At 70.7% G+C, this 22,402-nt stretch carries 19 protein-coding genes; 14 read left to right on the top strand and 5 right to left on the bottom strand.

All coding sequences use genetic code 11. The annotated features are described in order from the left end of the window. The first annotated feature begins 5 nt into the window (after positions 1-5). From BJ984_RS01830 to BJ984_RS01815, 4 genes are all read left to right on the top strand, one after another. Positions 6-4,799 (top strand): ExeM/NucH family extracellular endonuclease, encoded by a 4,794-nt coding sequence (locus BJ984_RS01830; protein ID WP_179546574.1) that lies wholly within the window; start codon positions 6-8, stop codon positions 4,797-4,799. 70 nt (positions 4,800-4,869) lie between these two features. Next, entirely contained in the window at positions 4,870-5,319 is a 450-nt protein-coding gene (locus BJ984_RS01825; protein ID WP_179546573.1) for a Fur family transcriptional regulator, read from the top strand. Then, a complete protein-coding gene (locus BJ984_RS01820; protein WP_179546572.1) occupies positions 5,316-6,812 on the top strand; it encodes a catalase in 1,497 nt (498 codons plus the stop codon). Before BJ984_RS01825 ends, BJ984_RS01820 begins: the two co-directional genes overlap by 4 nt. A gap of 133 nt (positions 6,813-6,945) precedes the next feature. Beyond that, positions 6,946-7,095 carry a hypothetical protein gene (locus BJ984_RS01815; protein WP_179546571.1) on the top strand — a complete coding sequence of 50 codons (150 nt, stop codon included), beginning with the start codon at positions 6,946-6,948 and terminating at the stop codon, positions 7,093-7,095. 7 nt (positions 7,096-7,102) lie between these two features. Here the strand turns inward: BJ984_RS01815 and BJ984_RS01810 are convergent, their stop codons facing one another. Next, positions 7,103-7,972 carry a VOC family protein gene (locus BJ984_RS01810; protein ID WP_179546570.1) on the bottom strand — a complete coding sequence of 290 codons (870 nt, stop codon included), beginning with the start codon at positions 7,970-7,972 and terminating at the stop codon, positions 7,103-7,105. A 71-nt stretch (positions 7,973-8,043) separates the two neighbouring features. On the opposite strand from BJ984_RS01810, the gene BJ984_RS01805 reads away from it, so the two are divergent. Beyond that, positions 8,044-8,466 (top strand): DMT family transporter, encoded by a 423-nt coding sequence (locus BJ984_RS01805; protein ID WP_179546569.1) that lies wholly within the window; start codon positions 8,044-8,046, stop codon positions 8,464-8,466. After that, entirely contained in the window at positions 8,463-8,786 is a 324-nt protein-coding gene (locus tag BJ984_RS01800) for a DMT family transporter (protein ID WP_271206355.1), read from the top strand. Before BJ984_RS01805 ends, BJ984_RS01800 begins: the two co-directional genes overlap by 4 nt. Before the next feature lie 3 nt (positions 8,787-8,789). Here BJ984_RS01800 and BJ984_RS01795 read toward each other — a convergent pair whose 3' ends face one another. Continuing rightward, the gene (locus BJ984_RS01795) at positions 8,790-9,755 is read right to left on the bottom strand and encodes a DsbA family protein (RefSeq protein WP_179546568.1); all 966 of its coding nucleotides are present in this window, start codon (positions 9,753-9,755) and stop codon (positions 8,790-8,792) included. 115 nt (positions 9,756-9,870) lie between these two features. Between BJ984_RS01795 and lipB the strand changes: the two genes are divergently transcribed. From lipB to BJ984_RS01760, 7 genes are all read left to right on the top strand, one after another. Then, on the top strand, positions 9,871-10,602 hold the full coding sequence (gene lipB, locus BJ984_RS01790; protein WP_179546567.1) for a lipoyl(octanoyl) transferase LipB: 732 nt from the start codon (positions 9,871-9,873) through the stop codon (positions 10,600-10,602). Next, the gene (lipA, locus tag BJ984_RS01785) at positions 10,599-11,585 is read left to right on the top strand and encodes a lipoyl synthase (RefSeq protein WP_179546566.1); all 987 of its coding nucleotides are present in this window, start codon (positions 10,599-10,601) and stop codon (positions 11,583-11,585) included. The genes lipB and lipA overlap by 4 nt, the downstream gene beginning before the upstream one ends. A gap of 253 nt (positions 11,586-11,838) precedes the next feature. Next, positions 11,839-12,711: an aldo/keto reductase gene (locus BJ984_RS01780; RefSeq protein ID WP_179546565.1), complete on the top strand. Its 873-nt coding sequence runs from the start codon at positions 11,839-11,841 to the stop codon at positions 12,709-12,711. Positions 12,712-12,823: 112 nt separating this feature from the next. After that, complete coding sequence (locus tag BJ984_RS01775; RefSeq protein WP_179546564.1) at positions 12,824-14,086, top strand: glutathionylspermidine synthase family protein; 1,263 nt, start codon at positions 12,824-12,826, stop codon at positions 14,084-14,086. Continuing rightward, entirely contained in the window at positions 14,083-15,297 is a 1,215-nt protein-coding gene (locus BJ984_RS18495; RefSeq protein ID WP_246306418.1) for a DNA-3-methyladenine glycosylase I, read from the top strand. The genes BJ984_RS01775 and BJ984_RS18495 overlap by 4 nt, the downstream gene beginning before the upstream one ends. A 9-nt stretch (positions 15,298-15,306) precedes the next feature. Then, complete coding sequence (locus tag BJ984_RS01765; protein ID WP_179546563.1) at positions 15,307-16,650, top strand: aminotransferase class III-fold pyridoxal phosphate-dependent enzyme; 1,344 nt, start codon at positions 15,307-15,309, stop codon at positions 16,648-16,650. 51 nt (positions 16,651-16,701) lie between these two features. Beyond that, complete coding sequence (locus BJ984_RS01760) at positions 16,702-17,445, top strand: hypothetical protein (protein WP_179546562.1); 744 nt, start codon at positions 16,702-16,704, stop codon at positions 17,443-17,445. Between the two features lie 9 nt (positions 17,446-17,454). On the opposite strand, the gene BJ984_RS01755 is transcribed toward BJ984_RS01760, so the two are convergent. Then, complete coding sequence (locus BJ984_RS01755) at positions 17,455-19,776, bottom strand: transglycosylase domain-containing protein (protein WP_179546561.1); 2,322 nt, start codon at positions 19,774-19,776, stop codon at positions 17,455-17,457. A 94-nt stretch (positions 19,777-19,870) separates the two neighbouring features. On the opposite strand from BJ984_RS01755, the gene BJ984_RS01750 reads away from it, so the two are divergent. Next, on the top strand, positions 19,871-20,392 hold the full coding sequence (locus BJ984_RS01750) for a mycothiol transferase (protein ID WP_179546560.1): 522 nt from the start codon (positions 19,871-19,873) through the stop codon (positions 20,390-20,392). Here BJ984_RS01750 and BJ984_RS01745 read toward each other — a convergent pair. Both BJ984_RS01745 and purF read right to left on the bottom strand, forming a co-directional pair. Further along, positions 20,389-20,901: an NUDIX hydrolase gene (locus BJ984_RS01745; RefSeq protein WP_179546559.1), complete on the bottom strand. Its 513-nt coding sequence runs from the start codon at positions 20,899-20,901 to the stop codon at positions 20,389-20,391. The two genes, BJ984_RS01750 and BJ984_RS01745, sit on opposite strands and share 4 nt — an antisense overlap. 9 nt (positions 20,902-20,910) lie before the next feature. After that, a complete protein-coding gene (purF, locus tag BJ984_RS01740; protein WP_173182473.1) occupies positions 20,911-22,371 on the bottom strand; it encodes an amidophosphoribosyltransferase in 1,461 nt (486 codons plus the stop codon). Positions 22,372-22,402: the final 31 nt, after the last annotated feature.

Genomic DNA, 22,402 nt, shown 5'->3' with positions numbered 1-22,402 from the left:
GATCCATGTCCGAATCACCCTCGAGGTCGCTGAAAGCGGTCCTCGCCACGATCGCCGGAGGGGCGCTGTTCGCCTCGCCCTTCGTCGGCGTCGTGTCCAGCGCCTCCGCCACCGAGGCGCCTGCCGCCGCGGCGGAGTACACCATCGCCGAGATCCAGGGCACGGGCGACGCCTCGCCCTTCGCCACGGCCGAGAAGCCGGTGGTGACCACCAGCGGCGTCGTCACCGCGGCCTATCCGGTGGGCGGGTTCAACGGCTACGTCATCCAGACGCCCGGCACCGGTGCCGAGGCCGAGGGCCGCACCGCCAGCGATGCGATCTTCGTCTACTCGAAGGCGACCGTCGCATCCGTCGCCATCGGTGACCACGTGCAGGTCACCGGCACGGTCACCGAGTTCCAGGGCCTGACCGAGTTCGAGGTGGGCTCGGCCGACGGACTGGTGAAGCTCGACCCGGCCGAGGCCGTCACGCCGCTCGCCCTCACGCTGCCGCTCGACGCGGCCGGCCGCGAGGCCGTGGAGAGCATGCTCGTCGCCCCGCAGGGCGAGTTCACGGTCACGAACAACTACACCACCAACCAGTACGCCGAGATCGGCCTCGCCGCCGGCGACTCCCCGCTCACCACCCCCACCGAGATCGCCCGCCCGGGCACCGGCGCGTACGCCGCCGCCGTGGCCGACAACGCGGCCCGAGCCGTGACGCTCGACGACGGGGCGAGCATCAACTTCCTCGGCTCCGACGCCAACAAGGACGTCCCGCTGCCCTACCTGACCGAGAACCCCGACATCGTCGTGGGCTCCTCGGCGACGTTCGCCGCTCCGGTCGTCTTCGACTACCGGAACAACGCCTGGAAGTTCCAGCCGACCGCGCAGTACGTCTCGGGCGCCACAGCCCCCGCGACCTTCGCCGGCGAGCAGGACGCCGAGCCCGAGGACGTCGGAGGCGCGCTGCAGATCGCAGGCTTCAACGTGCTCAACTACTTCACGACCACCGGCGACACGCTCACCGGATGCACGTACTACACCGACCGCGACGAGGACCCGGTGACGGTCAACTCCGGCTGCGACGCCCGCGGTGCCGCCGAGCCCGAGGACCTCGCCCGCCAGCAGGCCAAGATCGTCGCGGCGATCAACGGCCTCGGTGCCGAGGTCGTCTCGCTCGAGGAGATCGAGAACTCGGCGAAGTTCGGCGCCGACCGCGACCAGGCGCTGTCGACCCTCGTCGCGGCGCTGAACGCGGCCGCCGGCTCCGAGGAGTGGGCCTTCGTGCCCTCGCCCGCCGCCGACGCGCTGCCGCCGATCGAGGAGCAGGACGTCATCCGCACCGCCTTCATCTACAAGAAGGCCGTCGTGGCTCCGGTGGGCGCCTCGCGCGTGCTGCTCGACCCGGCGTTCGCGAACGCCCGTCAGCCCCTCGCCCAGGAGTTCGCTCCGGTCGGCGCCGAGGGCGGCGAGTTCCTCGCCATCGTCAACCACTTCAAGTCGAAGTCGTCCTCCGACACGGCCACCGGCGACAACGCCGACGGCCCGCAGGGCTACTTCAACGGTGACCGCGTGCGCCAGGCGACCGCCCTGCTGAGCTTCTCGCAGTCGCTGCAGACCGAGCTCGGCACCACCGACGTGTTCCTGATCGGCGACTTCAACGCCTACACGCAGGAGGACCCGGCGGTCACGATCACCGACGCCGGCTACGTCGACCAGGGCGCAAAGTCGGGCAAGTACAGCTACTCCTTCAGCGGAACGAGCGGCTCGCTCGACCACGTCTACGCCAGTCCCTCGGCCGACGCCAAGGTGAGCGGCGTCGACATCTGGAACATCAACTCGGGCGAGACGATCGCGAAGGAGTACAGCCGCTACAACTACAACGCGACGAACTTCTACGACGAGAGCGTCTTCCGCTCCAGCGACCACGACCCGGTGATCGTCGGCTACACGCCGTCAGCCGCCGAGCAGCCGTCGACCCTCGACCTGAACCTGATCGACATCAACGACTTCCACGGCCGCATCGACACCAACACCGTGAAGTTCGCCGGAACGGTCGAGCAGATCAAGGCGCAGAGCCCGAACTCGCTCTTCATCTCCTCGGGTGACAACGTCGGCGCCTCGCTGTTCGCCTCGGCGGTGCAGCAGGACCAGCCCACGATCGACGTTCTGAACGCGCTCGACCTGAAGACGAGCGCCGTGGGCAACCACGAGTTCGACCAGGGCTACTCCGACCTCGTCGACCGGATCATCGGTGCCGACGACGCCCGGAACGCCGAGTGGGACTACCTCGGTGCGAACGTCTACGAGAAGGGCACCCAGACCCCGGCGCTCGACGAGTACTCGCTGCAGGAGGTGGGCGGCCTCACGGTCGGCATCATCGGCGCGATCACCCAGGAGACTCCGTCGCTGGTGTCGCCCGGCGGCATCGCCGACCTCGACTTCGGTGACCCGGTGGACGCGGTGAACCGCGTGGCCGCTCAACTGAGCGACGGCGACGAGTCCAACGGCGAGGCCGACGTGCTGATCGCCAGCTACCACGAGGGTGCCGGCGCGGGCCTCGTCGAGGGCGCCACCCTCGAGCAGGAGCTCGCCGAGGGCGGCGCGTTCGCCGAGATCGTGAACGACACCGACGCCCGCGTGGCGGCGATCTTCACCGGCCACACCCACAAGCAGTACGCGTGGGACGGCCCGATCCCGGGCAGCGACAAGACCCGCCCGGTGCTGCAGACCGGCAACTACGGCGAGAACATCGGCCACGTCGTGCTCTCGCTCGACCCGGCCACCGGTGAGGTCGAGGGCTACACGGCCGAGAACGTGAAGCGCCTCGCCGCCGCCACCGGCGCGACGCCCGAGGAGACGGCCGCCCTGAGCGCCGCCCTCGACGCCCAGCTGGTCAGCACCTACCCGGCCGTGGCCGAGGTGAAGACGATCACGGATGCGGCGCTCGCCACGGCCGCCGAGATCGGCAACCAGCCCAAGGGCTCGGTCACCGCGGACATCACCACCGCCTTCAGCGGCGGCTCGTACGTCGACGGCGTCTACACCGGGGGCAAGCGCGACGACCGCGCCTCGGAGTCGACGCTCGGCGACCTGGTGGCCGACTCCCTCGTCTCCTCGCTCGGCTCGGCCGAGCGCGGCGGCGCCGAGATCGGCGTGGTCAACCCCGGCGGCCTCCGTGAGGAGCTGACCTTCGCCCCCGACGGCGTGGTCACCTACGCCGAGGCCAACGCGGTGCTGCCGTTCGTGAACAACCTCTGGACGACGAGCCTCACGGGCGAGCAGTTCACGACGGTTCTCGAGCAGCAGTGGCAGACCAACCCCGACGGCACCGTGCCGTCACGGCCCTACCTGCAGCTCGGGCTGTCGAAGAACGTGACCTACACCTTCGACCCCGACGCCGAGCGCGGCTCGCACATCACCGGCGTCTTCATCGACGGGAAGCCGATCGATCCCGCGGCCTCGTACCGCGTCGGCTCGTTCAACTTCCTGCTCCAGGGCGGCGACAACTTCCGCGAGTTCGCGGAGGGGACCGACACCCGCGACTCGGGTCTCGTCGACCGCGACGCGTGGATCGCCTACCTCGAGGCGAATCCGGGCCTCACGCCCGACTTCGCCCGTCAGGCGGTCGCGGTGACCGACGTCACCGCCGGCCCGGTGGAGCTCGGCGCCGAGGTGTCCGCCACCGTGTCGGGTCTCGACCTGACCTCGCTCGGCAGCCCGCAGAACACCACCATCCAGGCCTCCTGGCCCGGATCGGTGGCGACCTTCGACGCCACCGCCGTGACCGGCGGCAGCGCGACGGTCACCGTCGAGGTGCCGGCCGACGCCTACGAGTCGAGCCAGCTGGTGCTGACCGCGGAGCCGAGCGGCACGGTCGTGCGGATCCCGGTGACCGTCACCGGCGGACTGCCGACCCCGCCCGAGGTCGACCGCATCGGCGGCGCCGACCGCTTCGAGGTCTCGGTGAACGCGTCGAAGGACGGCTGGCCGGACGGCTCGGACACGGTCTACCTCGCCAGCGGTGAGACCTTCCCCGACGCCCTGTCGGCGGCTCCCGCCGCGACGCGCGCCGACGCTCCGGTGCTGCTCACCACGAAGGCCTCCGTGCCCGACTCGGTGAAGGCCGAGATCCAGCGCCTCGGTGCGACGAAGATCGTCATCGTCGGCGGAGTGCAGGCGGTGTCGGCCGAGGCCGAGGCCGGCCTGAAGGAGCTCGGCGAGGTCAGCCGCATCGGCGGCGCCGACCGCTTCGAGGCCTCGCGGAACATCGCGAAGGCCGCGTTCCCCGACGGGGCCGAGGTCGCCGTGCTGGCGACCGGCACCACCTACGCCGACGCCCTGTCCGCGGGTGCCGCGGTCGACGGCGACGGCCCGGTGCTGCTGGTGAACGGCCCGGCGGCGAAGCTCGACTCCGAGACGGCCGACCTCCTGGAGGAGCTCGGCGTGTCGAAGATCGTGATCGTCGGCGGCACCGACTCGGTGTCGGTGGGCATCCTGAACAAGGCGGCGACCATCGCCCCGACCGTCCGCCTGGGAGGTGCCGACCGCTACGCGACCTCGCGCAGCATCAACCGGTACTTCTTCGACGAGGCCGGGCGGGTGCTGCTCGCCACGGGTGAGCGGTTCCCGGACGCGCTGTCGGGCTCGGCCTACGGACCGCGGATCGACGCCCCGCTGTTCACGGTGCCCGGCTCGTGCATCCCCGCCGAGACCCTCGAGCGGATCACCGATCTGGGAGCGACCGAGGTCACCCTGCTGGGTGGCGAGAACGCCCTCCCGACGGCCGTGGCCGACCTCACGGTGTGCACCGGCTAGTCACCTGACCGACACGCCCGCCGTAGCCGCTAATTATGAACTGTTCATAATTAGCGGCTACGGTCGTTCCATGACCATCGAGCTCGAGACGCGCATCCGGAGTGCCGGCCTGCGCGTCACCGAGCAGCGGATGGCCGTGCTGCGGGCGCTCGAGACGCACCCGCACGCCGATGCCGACGAGGTGCGGCGGCTGGCGCTCGGGGAGCTCCCCGGGCTGTCGCTGCCGGCCACCTACGTCGTGCTGAACGCCCTCACCGAGGCCGGGCTGCTGCGCCGCATCGAGCCGGCGGGGTCTCCCGCCCGTTACGAGCGGCGCGTCGGTGACAACCACCACCACGTGGTCTGCACCGGCTGCGGCGCGGTCGACGACGTCGACTGCGTGCACGGCGCCGCGCCGTGCCTCAGCCCGTCGTCGACGAGCGGCTTCCGCGTCACCACCGCCGAGGTCACGTTCTGGGGCCTGTGCCCCGCGTGCCAGGCGGCGGAGACGACCACCACAACCGAACCGGAGAGAACATGACCGACTTCACCACCACCAACTCCGGCGCCCCCGTCGCGAGCGACGACCACTCGCAGAGTGTCGGCGCCGACGGTCCCGTCGTGCTGCACGACCACTACCTCGTCGAGAAGCTCGCCCAGTTCAACCGCGAGCGGGTGCCGGAGCGCGTCGTGCACGCCAAGGGCGGCGGCGCGTTCGGCGTCTTCGAGACCACCGGCGACGTCAGCGCCTACACCCGCGCGTCGCTCTTCCAGCCGGGCGCCAGCACCGAGCTGCTCGCCCGCTTCTCGACCGTCGCCGGCGAGCAGGGCTCGCCCGACACCTGGCGCGACCCGCGCGGCTTCGCGCTGAAGTTCTACACCGACGAGGGCAACTACGACCTCGTCGGCAACAACACCCCCGTCTTCTTCATCCGCGACGGCATCAAGTTCCCCGACTTCATCCGCTCGCAGAAGCGCCTGCCGGGCACCCACCTGCGTGACCACAACATGCAGTGGGACTTCTGGACCCTCTCGCCCGAGTCGGCGCACCAGGTGACCTGGCTGATGGGCGACCGCGGCCTGCCCGCCTCCTGGCGGCACATGGACGGCTTCGGCTCTCACACCTACCAGTGGATCAACGCCGCCGGTGAGCGCTTCTGGGTGAAGTATCACTTCAAGACGAACCAGGGCATCGAGATCCTCTCGCAGTCCTCCGCCGACCAGATCGCGGGCGAGGACGCCGACTTCCACATCCGCGACCTGTCCGAGGCGATCGCCCGCGAGGAGTTCCCGTCGTGGACCCTCTCGGTGCAGATCATGCCCTACGCCGACGCGGCCTCGTACCGCTTCAACCCGTTCGATCTCACCAAGGTCTGGCCGCACGCGGACTATCCGCTGCACGAGGTCGGCACCATGACGCTGAACCGCAACCCCGAGAACTATTTCGCGCAGATCGAGCAGGCGACCTTCGCCCCCTCGAACTTCGTGCCCGGCATCGCGGCCTCGCCCGACAAGATGCTGCTCGCCCGCATCTTCAGCTACGCGGATGCCCACCGCTACCGTGTCGGCACGAACCACGCCGAGCTCCCGGTCAACGCCCCGCACAGCCCGGTGAACTCGTACTCGAAGGACGGCGCGATGCGCCACGACTTCGCGTCGCCCGAGCGCCCCGTGTACGCGCCGAACTCCTACGGTGGCCCGCACGCCGACCCGGCGCGCCACGGCAACGACGCGGGCTGGGAGGCCGACGGCGAGCTCGTCCGCACCGCCGCGACGCTGCACCCGGAGGACGACGACTTCGGCCAGGCCGGCACGCTCGTGCGCGAGGTGCTCGACGACGCGGCCCGCGACCGCCTGGTGGCGAACATCGCCGGCCACGTCTCGAAGGTGACCATCCCCGAGCTGCGCGTGCGCGTGCTCGAGTACTGGCACAACGTCGACGCGACGCTGGCGCTCCGCGTGGCCGAGGCACTGGAGCCCTCGGCTCCGGGTGCGGACGTCGCACCCGAGACGGTCGGCATCGGCCAGGCCTGATTCCCGGCCCTCACGGGCCGTCGACCGACGAGCGCGGTGCCGGGCTGGACCCCCGGCACCGCGTATTCGAATCACCCCCACCCTGGAAGGCAGAAGAATGACCGAACACAGCCCAGAATACGGCCCCCGACACGTGTGGGGCTCGTATGTCTCGACGAACTCGGTGAACGAGCGGCCGATCGGCCGCTACACCGACACGGAGTTCGCGCCGAGGCAGAGCTCCCGCGCGACCGCCCCGCTGCCGGCGACCGGCACCGGCGCGATCGGTCTGGCCACGGCCTGAGCGAGTCTCAGACGGCGGGCTTCAGGAGGATGGTGTTGTCCCACGGGTCGGACACCGTCACCTGGAGCCCGTCGTTCGCCGTCTGCAGGCCGCGACGCCGCAGCCGCTCGTCGGTCGCGGCGACGCCGTCGGCATCCGGGAGCACGATCTCGACCTGGCCCAGCCCGAGCGCGGGCTGCCGGCGACCGGCGCCCTTCGAGTTCCAGACGTTCATCGCCATGTGGTGGTGGTAACCGCCGGCCGAGACGAACAGGGCCGACGAGCCGTAGGCGATCGTCGCCTCGAAGCCGAGGGAGTCGACGTAGAAGTCACGGGCCCGGGCGACGTCGCCGACCGAGAGGTGCACGTGACCGACCGAGGCGCCTCCGACGCGGGGGTCGGCCACGGTCTCGGGGCTCAGGTGCTCCTGCAGGAAGGCGTTCGGGTCGAGGAACACCGTGCCCATCTCGATCTGGCCGTGCGTCCAGCTCCACTCGGTGCGGTCGCGGTCCCAGTAGAGCTCGACGCCGTTGTGCTCGGGGTCGTCGAAGTAGAACGCCTTCGAGACGAGGTGGTCGCTCGAGTCGGTGAACGACTGCGGGAAGCGGGTGGCGACCGAGTAGACGGCCGCCGCCAGCGCTGCTTCGCTCTCGAACAGGATGGCCGTGTGGAACAGTCCCGCCGAGCGCGGCTCGGGGCTCCTCAGCTCGGGGGCGTGCTGCAGCACGACGGCGGGCACACCGCCGCGGCCGAGCACCGCGGAGTCGCCCTGCTGCGCGATCACGTCGAGCGTGACGGCGTCGCGGTAGTAGGCGATCATCCGGTCGAGGTCGCCGACGCGGAGGGTGACCGCGCCCATGGCGGTGTCGGGGGCGAGCAGGTCTGCGGTCGTGGTCATGCTCGTTCGAACAGTTGTACCGACAACCTTATTCCCGGGCGCTAGGGTGGTGCCGACGATTGGTGGGAGAGATGGGGTACGACCTCCGCAACTGGCTCTTCCTGGCGGCGGCGATCGGGCTGGAAGTGACAGCCACGCTGTCGCTGCGTGCCGCCGTCGACGACCCGTGGTGGGTGGCGCTCGCCGTCGTCGGGTATTCCGGCGCCTTCGTCGCTCTCGCCCTGCTGCTGCGCCGGGGAGCGCCGATCAGCGTCATCTACGGCATCTGGTCGGCCGCGGGCGTCGCGCTCACGGCGGTGCTGGCCTCGCTCGTGTTCGGCGAGGAGCTCACGCTGACCATCGGGATCGGCATCGCGATCGTGATCGTCGGCGTGGTGCTGGTCGAGACGGGCTCGCCGCACGCGGTTGCGCCGGTTGCGCCGGTTGCGCCGGCTGCCGCCGCCGCTGCTGCGCCTGCTCAGGATGCGCGGCCGACCGCCCCGGACGCCTCGTGATCTGGCTGCTGCTGGCCGGCGCCATCGTCACCGAGGTGGCCGCCACGCTGGCGCTCCGGGCCTCGGAGGGTTTCCGCAAGCGGCGCTGGATCGCACCCGTCGTCGTGTTCTACCTGATCGCGTTCACACTGCTCGCCGTCGCGCTCGCCGGGGGACTGCAGGTGGGCATCGCGTACGGCGTCTGGGCCGCGTGCGGGGTCGCGCTCACGGCGATCCTCGCGCGCATCCTGTTCAAGGAGAAGCTCACGCCGCGGATGATCGTGGGCATCGCGCTGATCGCGGTCGGCGTCTTCGTGATCGAGCTCGGCGCCGCCCACTAGGCGCTAGCCGGCGGGGGCCGGGGCGGTCGGGTCGGTGGGGGCCGTGCCGTCGGTGGGGGCCGTGCCGTCGGTGGGTGCCGTGCCTTCGGTGGCCGGCGGGTCGGCGACCTCGGTGTAGGTCTCGGTGATGAAGGTCGAGAGCGCCTCGGCGTCGTCGAGCGCTCCCGTGTAGGCCTTGCCGTCGACGATCAGGAGCGGCGTCTGGGTCAGCGTCTCGACGTCGGCGTTCGGGATGCCCGCCTCCGCCCGCGCGGTGGCGTCGGTCACCCAGTCCGAGAACTCGTTCCCGCGGATGCACGAGGCGATCGAGTCGTCGGCGAGCCCCGCATCCGACACCAGCGTGACCAGCTCGTCGTCGGAGAGCCCGCCGTCGGGCAGGTCGGCGATCTTCGCGATCAGCGCGTTGTGGATCGGCAGCACCGCATCCGGAACCGCGTTCGCCACGCAGGCGACCGCGTTCGCGGCGCGGGCCGAGTAGCTGTCGGGGCCGCCCTGCGCCACGGGGTGCAGCTCGAGGCTCGCGTAGCCGGCGCTGACGTAGCTCTGCAGCGACGAGCCGTTCGTCGACTCGAAGGTGCCGACGTCGGCGCTGCCGTAGTCGACGTACTCGGTCAGCCGCAGCACCGACGCGGTGTCGAGCTCGGAGGGCACCGGCTGCTCGCCGGGCTGGATGGCATCGGTCGTCGTGGCGGTGACCGCCGAGCTGCTCCCGGTCAGCAGGATGCCGTCGCTCAGCATGTTGAGGGGGCCCGTGAAGCTCGCGCGCACGGAGCTGTAGACGGCCCAGCCGGCGCCCGCGAGGATGCCGAGCACCACGACGACGACGGCCACGATCGCGATGATCCGGTTGCGCCGGCGCCGCTTCTGCTCCTCGATGCGCCGGATCCGCGCGAGCTCCCGCGACAGCGCCTGCCGGTCCTTCTTGGACATGCCGTCGTAGATGCTCTTGTCGTTCGTGGCGGGGCTCATGCCGTGGGTGCTCCTCGTTCCGCGCCGCACGGCGCTGCGCCTAGACCCTATCGAAGCGGGCCATGAGCACAAACCCGGTCTTTTTGTACTGAGTACAAGTATGTAGGATCAGGGCATGACGGATGTTCTGAACGAGGGTGTCGGCCGGCGGCTCGTGCCCTATTCCGAGGGCCTCGCCCTGCAGTCCCGGCTCCACGACGAGGTGGTCTCCGGTGCGGCGCCCGACACCCTGGTGCTGCTCGAGCACGAGGCGGTCTACACCGCCGGCAAGCGCACCGAGCCCTCCGAGCGGCCGGTCGGCGCGGCCGGTGGCGGCACGCCCGTGATCGACGTCGATCGCGGCGGCAAGATCACCTGGCACGGCCCCGGCCAGCTCGTCGGCTACCCGATCGTGCGCCTGCCCGACCCGATCGACGTCGTCGCCTACGTGCGGATGCTCGAGCAGCTCCTGCTCGACGTCGTCGCGTCGCTCGGGGTGGACGCGCATCGCGTCGAGGGCCGCTCCGGCATCTGGACCACGGTGGACGGCCTGGAGTGCAAGCTCGGCGCCATCGGCATCCGGGTCGCCGCGGGCGTCACCACGCACGGCTTCGCGCTGAACTGCAGCAACCCGCTCGAGCCGTACGCCGCGATCGTCGCCTGCGGCATCCGCGACGCCGGGGTCACCACGCTGAGCGAGGTGCTCGGCCGCCGGGTCGAGCCGCGCGAGGTGGTGGGGGCGGTGGTCGCCCGGTTCGTGTCGCCGCGGGAGGCGGCGGGCGGGCATCCGCTCGGCTCTGCCGTCTCTGCCGTGTCTCCTGTCACTGTCGTCCCGGGCGCGGTGCCGGCCCTGGCGGTGGCGTCGTGACCGCGGCCCCCGACGGGCGGCGGATGCTGCGCCTGGAGGTCAGGAACGCCGAGACGCCCATCGAGCGGAAGCCCGAGTGGATCAAGACCAAGGCGCGCTTCGGGCCCGAGTACAAGGCGCTGCAGGCCCTGGTGAAGACGCAGGAGCTGCACACGGTCTGTCAGGAGGCCGGCTGCCCGAACATCTTCGAGTGCTGGGAGGACAAGGAGGCGACCTTCCTGATCGGCGGCTCGCAGTGCACGAGGCGGTGCGACTTCTGCCAGATCGACACCGGCAAGCCCGCCGACTACGACCGCGACGAGCCGCGGCGGGTTGCGAGCTCGGTGCAGACGATGGGGCTGCGCTACGCCACGGTGACCGGCGTCGCGCGCGACGACCTGCCCGACGAGGGGGCGTGGCTGCACGCCGAGACGGTGCGGCAGATCCACGCGCTGAACCCCGGCACGGGCGTCGAGCTGCTCGCGACCGACTTCTCGGGCGACCCGGCGCTGCTCGAGCTCGTCTTCGAGTCGCGGCCGGAGGTGTTCGCGCACAACGTCGAGACGGTGCCGCGCATCTTCAAGCGCATCCGCCCCGCCTTCCGCTACGAGCGGTCGCTCGGGGTGATCACGCAGGCCCGGGATGCGCGGCTGATCACCAAGTCGAACCTCATCCTCGGCATGGGCGAGACCCGCGCCGAGATCTCGTCGGCGCTGCAGGACCTGCACGACGCCGGCTGCGACATCATCACGGTGACGCAGTACCTGCGGCCCTCGCCGCGGCACCTGCCGGTGGCGTCGTGGGTGCGGCCGGAGGAGTTCGTCGAGATCCGTGAGGAGGCGGAGCAGATCGGCTTCCTCGGCGTGCTCGCGGGGCCGCTCGTACGCTCGTCGTACCGCGCGGGCCGGCTCTGGGCGCAGTCGCTCCGCCGCAAGGGCTGGCCCGTGCCCTCGGGCCTCACGGCCCTCGCCGACGCGCCGGCGCCCTTCGCCCAGGCCGTGTGAGCCGCCCCGGTCGATGCACGCAGAATGCACCGCGTTCCGGGGCGGCGGCGATGCCACACGTGAGGTGGGGGACATGCACGGGAGGAGCCGCGGTGCACCCGGAACGCGGTGCGGGTTCAGGATGGCAGGCGGAGACGCCGGGGCGTGATGAGCAATTGCTACTCCACTTCGGCGCTCGAGGGCGGCCGCGGTGTTCCGCGCCTGGCGAACGCTCCGGGGGAAGAGAGCGGCGACCCGCCCGGTTGACCCCTGCATGACTGACACCAGCACGCAGAAGCCCGCCGCCGCATCCGGAACCTTCGCCATCGGCGGCGACCTCACCGTCAACCGCCTCGGCTTCGGCACCATGCAGCTCACCGGCCCCGGGGTCTGGGGCGAGCCCGCCGACCGCGCCGGCGCCATCGCGGTGCTGCGTCGCGCCGTCGAGCTCGGCGTGACCTTCATCGACACCGCCGACGCCTACGGCCCCTTCGTCACCGACGGCCTCATCCGCGAGGCGTTGCACCCCTACGCCGAGGGCGTCACCATCGCCGCCAAGGTCGGCAACACCCGCCCCGGCCCCGGCCAGTGGGTGCCGCTGGGGCGCCCCGAGTACCTGCGCCAGCAGGTCGAGCTGAACCTCCGTCACCTCGGGCTCGAGCGCCTCGACCTGCTCCAGCTGCACCGGATCGACGCGAACGTCCCGCTCGAGGAGCAGATCGGCGCGCTGAAGGAACTGCAGGACGAGGGCAAGATCCGCCACATCGGCCTCTCCGAGGTGTCGATCGACGAGCTCAAGGCCGCGCAGGAGGTCGCCCCGATCGCCTCGGTGCAGAACCTGTTCAACCTCTCGAACCGCCAGTCCGAGGCGCTGCTCGACCACGCGACGGCTGAGAACATCGCCTTCATCCCGTGGTTCCCGCTGGCCACCGGTGAGCTGAGCGGCGAGGGCTCGCCGCTGTCCTCGCTCGCCGCGCGGCACGAGGTGGCCCCGAGCCAGCTCGCCCTCGCCTGGCTGCTGCGCCGCTCGCCCGCGATGCTGCCGATCCCCGGCACCAAGTCGATCGCGCACCTCGAGGAGAACGTGGCCGCCGCCCAGCTCGAGCTGAGCGACGAGGAGTTCGCCGAGCTCGACGCGCTGAAGTAGCGCGGGCGGGCTTCCGCTCTGCCGGCTTCGGGCCAGAGCGAGCGGATGCCCGGCCTGTGCGCCACCCGCGAGCCCCGCCGTGCACCCCCGCGGCGGGGTTACGCTTCTCCCGATGCACCGCACCGAGATGACGCCCCGCCCCGCCTGGCGCGACCGCCTCGACGCGGTCGGCTTCAGCTTCTACGACCTCGAGTCGGAGGGCGGCCGGCCGTACTGGAACGAATCCGCGGCGTACGTCTTCACGCTGCCCGAGATCGAGCTGATCGAGGCCGCCACCGCCGAGCTCTTCGCTCGCTGCATGGACGCCGTCGAGCACGTGGTGCGCCAGGGCCGGTTCGAGGAGTTCGGGATACCGGGGCGGTACCACGAGCTCGTCCGCGCATCCTGGGACGACGACGACCCCACGGTCTACGGCCGCTTCGACCTCGCCTACGACGGGGCCGGCACCGTCTCGCTGCTCGAGTTCAATGCCGACACCCCCACCTCGCTCGTCGAGACAGCGGCCGCCCAGTGGCAGTGGCTCGACGAGCGGCGGCGTGACGGGTCGTTGCCGGCGGAAGCCGACCAGTTCAACGGGCTGCACGAGCTGCTGGTCGAGCAGTGGACGCACATCCGTTCGGCGCGATGGGGCCTCGCGCCGGGAGCGCGCCTGCACCTCGCCTCGCTGCACGACTCGGGCGACGGCGCACTGATCGTCGAGGACTTCGACACCGTCGCGTACATGGCCGAGACCGCCGCGGCCGCCGGCTTCGACCCGAAGCTCATCTTCATGGAGGACGTGCGCTGGAGCATGGACCGGCAGCTCTTCCTCGACGGTTCCGACGAGCCCATCCGGCACATCTTCAAGCTCTACCCCTGGGAGTGGATGATCACCGAGCAGTTCGGCGGCTTCCTCCCCGTCAGCCGTGGTGCCACGCAGTGGGTCGAGCCCGCCTGGAAGCTGCTGCTCAGCAACAAGCAGCTGCTCGTCGTGCTCTGGGAGCTCTTCCCGGAGCACCCGAATCTGCTGCCCGCCTTCGCGACTCCGGATGCTCTTTCCGGCCGTCCTTTCGTGTCGAAGCCGCGGCTCGGCCGAGAGGGCGCGAACGTCTCGGTGCACGACGCCTCGGGAACTGCGGTTCTCGCCGCCGACGGCCCGTACGGCTCGGAGGGCTTCGTGCACCAGGCGCTCGCCGACTTCGCGCCGATCCCGGGGAAGACCGCGGTGATCGGGAGCTGGATCGTGGGGGAGACGCCCGCCGGGATCGACCTGCGTGAGACGAGCGGGCCGATCACCGGGGACCTCGCGGAGTTCGTGCCGCACTACATCGCGTCCGGCTCCGTCTCGTCCGGCTCCATCTCGTCCGGTTCCATCTCGTCCGAGGAGACATCATGAGATCCGCTGCTTCGAGCTCGCTGACGCTGAGCGGGATCGCCGCGGCCAACCGGCCCGGCCTCACCTCCCTGTCCCCCGGGGTGGCTCGGGGTGTCGCCGTCGCGTCGATCGCGGGCGCCGTGCTCGCGCTCTCGGGTTGCGCGCCCACCGAGGAGGGCGTGGTGCTCGAAGGCGCCGACGGCCAGAAGTACGTCGTGCCCTCGGACGCCGAGCGACCGATGTACTCCTCGAAGGAGGACTGCATCGCCGACGTCACCGAGCAGATCGCGGTGCTCGAGAAGCAGGGGCAGGACATCGTCGACACCCCGGAGGAGCTCTGCGAGCCCTCCTCCCGCTACCCCACCGCCGGCTACGCCGGGCTCTGGCTCGGGCCGCTGCTGTTCGCGGGCTCGCGCTGGAACTCGCCCCGCGTCTCGGGCTGGGCCCCCGTGCCGTCGGCCGGCTTCGCCGCGCCGGGCACTCGCCTGCAGACCGACGTGGTCTCGCCCGCACCCGCCGGCGCCACCACGGGCGAACGCGCCCCCTCAAGGCGGGCTTCGGCTCCTCGGGCAAGTCCGGCTTCGCCTCCTCCACGGCCGGCGGCTGACCCTTCACCTCACCCCGGTGTCGGGGGTGGCTGCCACAGTGGGGGCATGAGCGAACAGGGCGACGACGGGACGTGCGGGTGGGCCATGGGGTCCGACGCGATGCGGCGGTACCACGATGCCGAGTGGGGGCGCCCGCGGCGCGACGACGGGTACCTGTTCGAGATGCTCGTGCTCGAGGGGGCGCAGGCGGGGCTGTCGTGGTCGACGATCCTGGGGCGGCGGGAGGGGTATCGGGCGGCCTTCAAGGGGTTCGACGTCGAGGCCGTGGCGGGCATGGGCGACCAGGAGCTCGAGGCACTGATGAACGAGCCCACGATCATCCGGAACCGTCTGAAGATCTTCGGCACCCGCAAGAACGCCATCGCCTTCATCGCGGTGCAGCGCGAGTTCGGCAGCTTCGCCGAGTACCTTTGGGGGATGGCCGGCGGGGCGCCGATCGTGAACCACCCCAGATCGACGGCCGAGCTGCCGGTGACGAGCGAGCTGAGCGACCGCCTCAGCAAAGACCTGAAGAAGCGGGGCTTCACCTTCGTCGGCTCGACCATCATGAACGCCTACCTCGAGGCGGTGGGCGTCTTCGACGACCACGTCGTCGGCTGCCCCGCCAAGACACCCGAGGCATAGGCTCGAAGCATGGCCACGACCGAATTCTCCGTTCCCCAGGAGCGCAAGCTCGTCACCGAACTGCCCGGCCCGAAGTCGCGCGAGCTGCACGAGCGCCGCCGCAAGGCCGTCTCCCGCGGGGCCGGCACGCTCGCCGACATCTACATGGACCACGGGTCGGGCGCCATCCTGGTCGACGTCGACGGCAACCAGATCATCGACCTCGGCTGCGGCATCGGCGTCACCACGGTCGGCCACGCCCACCCCGAGGTCGTCGCGGCCGCCGCCGAGCAGGCCGCGAAGCTCACCCACACCCTGTTCACGGTCACCCCCTACGAGCCCTACCTCCAGGTGGCCGAGAAGCTCGCCGAGATCACCCCCGGCGACTTCGAGAAGCACTCCATCCTCGTGAACTCGGGCGCCGAGGCGGTCGAGAACGCCGTGAAGATCGCCCGCAAGTACACGGGCCGCCGCGTCATCGCGACCCTCGACCACGCCTTCCACGGCCGCACCAACCTCACCATGGCGATGACCTACCGCCCGTGGCCCGAGCGCGCCGGCATGGGCCCGATGCCCGGCGACATCTACAGCGTGCCGATCAGCTACCCCTTCCGCGACCCCGAGGGCATGACGGGCGAGGAGGCGGCCGAGCGCACGATCGACTACATCGTCACCCACATCGGCGCTACCGAGCTCGCCGCGCTCTTCGTCGAGCCGATCCAGGGCGACGGCGGCATCATCATTCCGGCGCCCGGCTACTTCAAGCGCCTCAGCGAGTTCTGCGCCGAGAACGGCATCGTCTTCGTCGCCGACGAGATCCAGGCCGGCATCGCCCGCACCGGCGCCTGGTACTCCATCGAGCACCACGGCGTCGTGCCCGACCTCGTCACCAGCGCGAAGGGCATCGCGGGCGGCTTCCCGCTCGCGGCGGTCACCGGCCGGGCCGAGATCATGGATGCAGTGCAGCCCGGCGGCATCGGCGGCACCTTCGGCAGCAACCCGGTCTCCACCGCGGCGGCGCTCAAGGTCTTCGAGATCATCGAGCGCGACGACCTGATCGGCGAGGCGCAGCGCGTGGAGCGCGCGTTCCTCGCCCGCATCGGCGACTGGGCCGCGCGCTTCCCGATCGTCGGCGAGGTGCGCGGCAAGGGCGCGATGTTCGGCGTCGAGCTGGTGCTGCCCGGCACGAAGAAGCCCAACCCCGAGGCGCTGGCGGCGATCATCGAGCACGCCACCTCGAACGGCGTCATCGTGCTCGACGCCGGCAGCTGGGACAGCGTGCTCCGATTCCTCCCCAGCGTGGTCATCTCCGAAGCCCTGATCGACGACGCCGCGACGGTCATCGAACAGAAGCTCGCCGAGCTCTCGGCGTAGCCTCAGCCGACAGGGCCACACTCGCAGTCACGCACGCTCGGGGGTCTCCGCATGAACGCTCGCACCAACCGGCTCGGCACGGGGCTGCTGCTCGCGGCCGCCCTCGCGGCGACGGTCTCCGGATGCGCGGGCGAGCGCGACCCGTCGGCGGGTGCCGAGGCGCCGACCCCGCCCGCCGCATCCGCCCCGTCGACCGGCGGGCAGGCGACCCTGACGCCCGAGGGCACCGCGACCGGATCGACGGAGCCCCCGTTCGTCGTGCCCTACGTCGGCGACTACGACCCCGCCGAGTACGGTTCGGGCGACGTCGAGGAGGACATGGCGATGATCGGCCCCGAGCTCGTGGCCGGCGTCGAGGCGATCCGCGGCTACGCGCCCGGTCGCTACCCCGACGTCTACACGGGCCTGGCCAGCGGAACCCGCGGCGACCCGAACGTGCTGCGCATCTACCTCACCGAACTCGACCCGGCCATCGAGGACGACCTCGTGAGCGTCTCGGGCATGAAGCGCGAGCAGGTGCTCTTCGAGCAGTCGTACGTCTCGGTTCGGGATGCCCGGACCGCCGCCGATCACGTGACCGCCGACGTCGACGCGGGCGACCTCGACGGCATCGACCTCGTGGGCTGGGGCAGCGGCCTCGACGGCCTGCTCGAGCTCTCGCTCGAGGGCCACGACCAGACCCAGATCGACACACTGCTCGACCGCTACGGCCCCGACGTCCGCATCATCACCGACGCCCCGACGGCGACGGCCACCGACGGCTCAGCCGGAACGGGCGCCGACACCTCGAATTGAGGCAGCGGGTCAGCCCGCGGGGGTCGCGGCCGGAGTGGGGGCCGGGGCGTCGGGCACCACGGGGTCGGCCGGGGCCGGCGCCGTCGGCGCGGGCTTGGTCGGAGCCGGGGCGGGTGCCGGCGCGACCGGCGCCGGAGCGGTGGTTGCCGTCGGGGCGGGGGTGTCGTCCGAGTCGGTCGACGGGGAGTCGAAGCGCTCCGAGGTGCCGTCGACGAGGGCCTCGTCAGGGTCCGGGAACTCGTCGCCGCCCAGCACCTCGTCGTTGACCGTCATCATCCCGTTCCAGATGCGGTGCCGCACGGTGGAGCCGAGGTACCCGTTCGGGTAGACGTCGGTCATCGACACGTCGCCGGTCACGTTGCCCACCCAGACGGCGGTCGCGGCCTTGGTGGACGCCCCGACCATCCAGGTGTCCTTCTCGTTGTCGGTGGTGCCCGTCTTGCCGATGTGGGTGATGCCGTCCTCGGGGTTCGAGGCGACGGCCGTGCCCTCCTCGATCGGGCCGAGCATCGCGTAGGCGAGTGTCGAGGCGATCGCCGGGTCCATCGTCTGCTGGCAGTTCGCCTGCGGCGCCTGCACGTCCTGCCCGTCGGGGCCGACGATGCGGTCGATGGCGACCGGTGCGCAGTAGACGCCGTTCGCGGCGATGGCGGCGTAGGAGGCGGCCATCGTCAGCGGCGCGATCTCGTTGGTGCCGAGCACCGAGGAGGGCTGCGTGTCGAGCGGGTTCCCGTCGGCGCGGTGCACGCCGAGCGACTCGGCGGTGGCCTTGATGGCGCAGAGGTCGAGCTGCTGCGCCATGGCGATGAAGGCGTTGTTCACCGAGTTGGTCAGCGCGTTCTGCACCGACATGGTTCCGGGGCGGGAGCTGCCGTCGTTCGCCGGCTCCCACGGGCCGCCGAGGGCCTGGCAGCTGTTCGGGAACGTCGACTGGTCCCACTCGCGCTCGTTGCCGCTGACCCGGTCAGAGAGGCTGTGCCCCTGCTTCAGCCACTCGGCCAGCGCGAACACCTTGTAGGTCGATCCGACCTGGAAGCCCGAGGAGCCGCCGTAGTCGATGTCGGTGTTGTAGTTGAGCGCGGTCGATCCGGCAACAGGGGTGTCGGGGTCGGAGGCGTAGTTGGTGTTCTGGGCCATGGCCAGGATGCGCCCCGTGCCCGGCTCGACCGTGACGATCGTCGAGCCGAGGTCGGCCTCGTCGCTCGTGGCCGGCACGTACTCCTTCATCAGGGCGTCGGCGTTCCACTGCAGGTCGGTGTTCAGCGTCGTGTAGATCTTGTAGCCGCCGCGCTTGAAGTTCGACCAGCGCTCGTCGGAGGTGTCGCCGAAGGTGGCGTCGTTCCGCACGATGTAGGTGACGTAGTCGCAGAAGTAGGCGGCACCGCTGGCCGCGGCCTGGCAGCCCGTGGTGGGCGCGGTGATCACGGGCGTGACGGGCGTCGCGATGGCCTCGTCGTACTGCTGCTGGGTGATCGCCTGGTGCTTCAGCATCGAGGCGAGCACGTCCTCGTCACGGCGGGCCTGGTTGTCGGGGATGTTCTCGGGCTCGTCGATGCGCAGCCCGTTCGGCTCGTTCACCGTGGCGGCGAGCGAGGCGGCCTGGGCGACCGAGAGGTCTTTCGCGCTGACGCCGTAGTAGTACTCGGCCGCGGCCTGGATGCCGTAGACCGAGCCGCCGAAGTTCGCGATGTTGAGGTAGCCGAGCAGGATGTCGTTCTTCGAGTACTGCTTCTCGAGCGCGATCGCGAGGCGCATCTCGGTGAGCTTGCGGTCGACCGACTCGGTGGTCGCGGCCTCGTAGGCGGCGTCGCGCTCGGCCTTGGTGTCGAGCGACTCGGCCTGCTGCACGAGGATGTTGCGCACGTACTGCATCGTGATGGTCGAGGCGCCGCTCTCCACGCCGCCCGAGGCGACGTTGCCGAGGGCCGCCCGCAGCGTCGAGGCGATGTCGACGCCCGCGTGCTCGTAGAAGCGCGGGTCCTCGGTGGTGACCACCGCATCCTTCACGTAGGGGGAGATGTCGTCCCAACCGACCTCCTGCCGGTTCTGGTCGAACACCGTGGCGAGCAGCACCTGGGTGCCGTCGCTGTTGGTGGCGTAGATCTCGGAGTTCTGCGCGAGCGTCGACGGCCGGATGTAGTCGGGCAGCGTGTCGAGCACCTCAGCGGTTCGGGACGCGTAGACCCCGGTGACGGCGACGGCGGGCACGGCCATCACCGTGACGAGCAGGGCAGACGCCACGCCGAGGGCGAGCATCATGCCGACAGGGCGCTTGGTGCCGTCGATCAGGCGCTGGAAGGCGCTGGTGAGGCGGTGCGGTGCTTCGGGCATATCCGCCAGATTACGACGGATGCTTCGGAAGAGCCTGAAAGCGCGGCCCGACCGGGGGCGGCGCGTGAAGTCGCCTGTGCCTAGTGTTGTTCCCATGACGACGAGCATCGACATCCTCGACGACGGCTTCGGCCGCATCCGTGACACGGTGGCGGCCGCCCTCGACGGCATCGACCCCGAGCTGCTCACCGCACGGGTCGATCCCGGCGCCAACACGATCGCCTGGCTCGTCTGGCACCTCACCCGGGTTCAGGACGACCATGTGGCCGACGCGGCCGGCTCCGAACAGGTGTGGCTCTCGGGCGGGTGGGCCGAGCGCTTCGGGCTGCCCTTCGCCCCGGATGCCACGGGCTACGGTCAGAGCTCCGCCGACGTCGGGAGGGTGGCCGGCCCCGGCGTCACGGCCGAGAGTCTGCTCGGCTACCACGACGCCGTGCGCGCGGCGACGGGCTCCTACCTCCGCACCCTCGACGACGCCGCGCTCGACCGCGTCGTCGACGAGCACTGGAACCCGCCGGTCACGCTGGCGGTGCGGCTGGTCAGCGTGTTCTCGGACGACCTGCAGCACGCGGGCCAGGCGGCCTACGCCCGCGGCGCCCTGGAGCGCCGGGCCTAGAACTCGAAACGCGCCGCGGCCTCGCCGGCGACCGCCGCGTCGATGCGCGCGCGCATCTCCTCGCTCATGGTCGGCAGCGCGTCGAGCGGGAACCAGGCCGCCTCCGTGTTCTCGCCGTCGGCGGGGAACGGCTCGCCCGAGACGTAGCGGAACAGGAAGCAGAGGTCGAGGTACAGCGTGCGGTCGCCGTTGTCGTAGACCACCTCGGGCAGCGTGTGCACCCACGCCAGGCTGACCGGTTCGGCGACAACGTCGGCCTCCTCGAGCACCTCACGAGCGCCCGCCACGGCGGGCTCCTCACCGGGGTCGATGATGCCGGTCACGGGGGTCCAGGCGCCGTTGTCGCTGCGTCGCACGAGCAGCACGTCGGCGACGGCCCCCGGCACGACGTCGGCGGGAGCATCCGGAACCGTCGACGGCCGCAGCACCACCGCGGTCACCCCGGTCAGCCAGAGCTGGTCGTGCCCGATCTTCTCGCGCAGGGTCAGGACGAAGTCAGGGGTAGGCATGCGCCAAGCCTAGGAGAGCTGGTTCTTCTCCACCCACGCGAGGTACTCCGGCGTGACCGTGCCGGTGACGTACTCGCCCGTGAAGCAGCTCATCTCGAGGTCGTGCACGTCGGGAGAGCCCTGCGTGATCGCCTTCCGCATGTCCTCCACCTCCTGGTAGATGAGGTGGTCGGCGCCGATGGCCGCCGCGATCTCGGGGATCTTGCGGTCGTGCGCGACGAGCTCGTGCCGCGACGGCATGTTGATGCCGTAGACGTGCGGGTAGCGCACGGGCGGTGCCGCCGACGCGAAGGTGACCTTGTTGGCCCCGGCCTGGCGGGCCATCTCGACGATCTCCTTCGAGGTCGTGCCGCGCACGATCGAGTCGTCGACGATCAGGATGTTCTTGCCCTTGAACTCGCTCGACATGGCGTTCAGCTTCTGACGCACCGACTTCTTGCGCGCCGCCTGCCCGGGCATGATGAAGGTGCGGCCGACGTAGCGGTTCTTGTAGAAGCCCTCGCGGTACTCGACGCCGAGCTTGCGGGCCACCTGCATCGCCGCGGGGCGCGAGGAGTCGGGGATCGGCATGACGACGTCGATGTCGCCCATCGGCGTGTAGCGGGCGACCGTGTCGGCCAGGTAGTCGCCGAGGCGCAGCCGGGCCTCGTAGACCGAGATGCCCGAGAGCACCGAGTCGGGGCGGGCCAGGTACACGTACTCGAACGAGCACGGGATGAGCCGCGCATCCGGAGCGCACTGCTTGGCGATGAGCTCGCCGTCGAGCGTGATGAAGACGGCCTCGCCGGGCTCGACGTCGCGCACGACCTGGTAGCCGAGGCTCTCCATGACGAGCGACTCGGAGGCCACGACGTACTCCATCTGGCCGTTCTGCAGCAGGCGGCTGCCGATGGTCAGCGGGCGGATGCCGAACGGGTCGCGGAAGGCCAGCAGCCCGTGCCCGGCGATCATCGCGATGGTGGCGTAGGAGCCCTCGACGCGCTCGTGCACCCGCGAGACGGCGGTGAAGATCTGGTCGGGATCGAGCGAGAGACCGGTGATCTGCGACTGCAGCTCGTTGGCGAACACGTTCAGCAGCACCTCGGTGTCGCTGCTGGTGTTCAGGTGCCGGCGGTCGATGTTGTAGAGCTCGTTGGTGAGCTCGCGGGTGTTCGTGAGGTTGCCGTTGTGCACGAGGATGATGCCGTACGGCGCGTTCACGTAGAAGGGCTGCGCCTCCTGCTCCTGCGAGGCCTGGCCCTGGGTGGCGTAGCGCACGTGCCCGAGGCCCATGGTGCCGAGCAGCGAGCGCATGTCGCGGGTGCGGAAGGCCTCGCGCACCTGGCCCTTGGCCTTCACGATGTGGAAGACGCTGCCTTCGGCGGTGGCGATTCCGGTCGAGTCCTGCCCGCGGTGCTGGAGCAGCAGGAGGGAGTCGTAGACGAGTTGGTTGACGGGCTCAGCCGAAACGATGCCCACGATGCCGCACATTGCAGCGATTCTACCGTGCCCGGGCGGTCAT

This window comes from Herbiconiux flava, assembly GCF_013409865.1.
GTDB classification, from domain to species: domain Bacteria; phylum Actinomycetota; class Actinomycetes; order Actinomycetales; family Microbacteriaceae; genus Herbiconiux; species Herbiconiux flava.
Note: the sequence above shows the minus strand (reverse complement) of the source record. Positions and strands in the feature narration are given on the sequence as shown.

Excerpts from the sequence above, each read along its gene's own strand:
- BJ984_RS01780 (WP_179546565.1), top strand. The coding sequence starts at position 11,839 with ATGACTGACACCAGCACGCAGAAGCCCGCCGCCGCATCCGGAACCTTC.
- BJ984_RS01805 (WP_179546569.1), top strand. The coding sequence starts at position 8,044 with ATGGGGTACGACCTCCGCAACTGGCTCTTCCTGGCGGCGGCGATCGGG.
- lipB (WP_179546567.1), top strand. The coding sequence starts at position 9,871 with ATGACGGATGTTCTGAACGAGGGTGTCGGCCGGCGGCTCGTGCCCTAT.
- BJ984_RS01825 (WP_179546573.1), top strand. The coding sequence starts at position 4,870 with ATGACCATCGAGCTCGAGACGCGCATCCGGAGTGCCGGCCTGCGCGTC.
- BJ984_RS18495 (WP_246306418.1), top strand. The coding sequence starts at position 14,083 with ATGAGATCCGCTGCTTCGAGCTCGCTGACGCTGAGCGGGATCGCCGCG.
- BJ984_RS01765 (WP_179546563.1), top strand. The coding sequence starts at position 15,307 with ATGGCCACGACCGAATTCTCCGTTCCCCAGGAGCGCAAGCTCGTCACC.
- BJ984_RS01760 (WP_179546562.1), top strand. The coding sequence starts at position 16,702 with ATGAACGCTCGCACCAACCGGCTCGGCACGGGGCTGCTGCTCGCGGCC.
- purF (WP_173182473.1), bottom strand. The coding sequence starts at position 22,371 with ATGTGCGGCATCGTGGGCATCGTTTCGGCTGAGCCCGTCAACCAACTC.
- BJ984_RS01830 (WP_179546574.1), top strand. The coding sequence starts at position 6 with ATGTCCGAATCACCCTCGAGGTCGCTGAAAGCGGTCCTCGCCACGATC.
- BJ984_RS01755 (WP_179546561.1), bottom strand. The coding sequence starts at position 19,776 with ATGCCCGAAGCACCGCACCGCCTCACCAGCGCCTTCCAGCGCCTGATC.
- BJ984_RS01750 (WP_179546560.1), top strand. The coding sequence starts at position 19,871 with ATGACGACGAGCATCGACATCCTCGACGACGGCTTCGGCCGCATCCGT.
- BJ984_RS01775 (WP_179546564.1), top strand. The coding sequence starts at position 12,824 with ATGCACCGCACCGAGATGACGCCCCGCCCCGCCTGGCGCGACCGCCTC.
- BJ984_RS01810 (WP_179546570.1), bottom strand. The coding sequence starts at position 7,972 with ATGACCACGACCGCAGACCTGCTCGCCCCCGACACCGCCATGGGCGCG.
- BJ984_RS01820 (WP_179546572.1), top strand. The coding sequence starts at position 5,316 with ATGACCGACTTCACCACCACCAACTCCGGCGCCCCCGTCGCGAGCGAC.
- BJ984_RS01795 (WP_179546568.1), bottom strand. The coding sequence starts at position 9,755 with ATGAGCCCCGCCACGAACGACAAGAGCATCTACGACGGCATGTCCAAG.
- BJ984_RS01745 (WP_179546559.1), bottom strand. The coding sequence starts at position 20,901 with ATGCCTACCCCTGACTTCGTCCTGACCCTGCGCGAGAAGATCGGGCAC.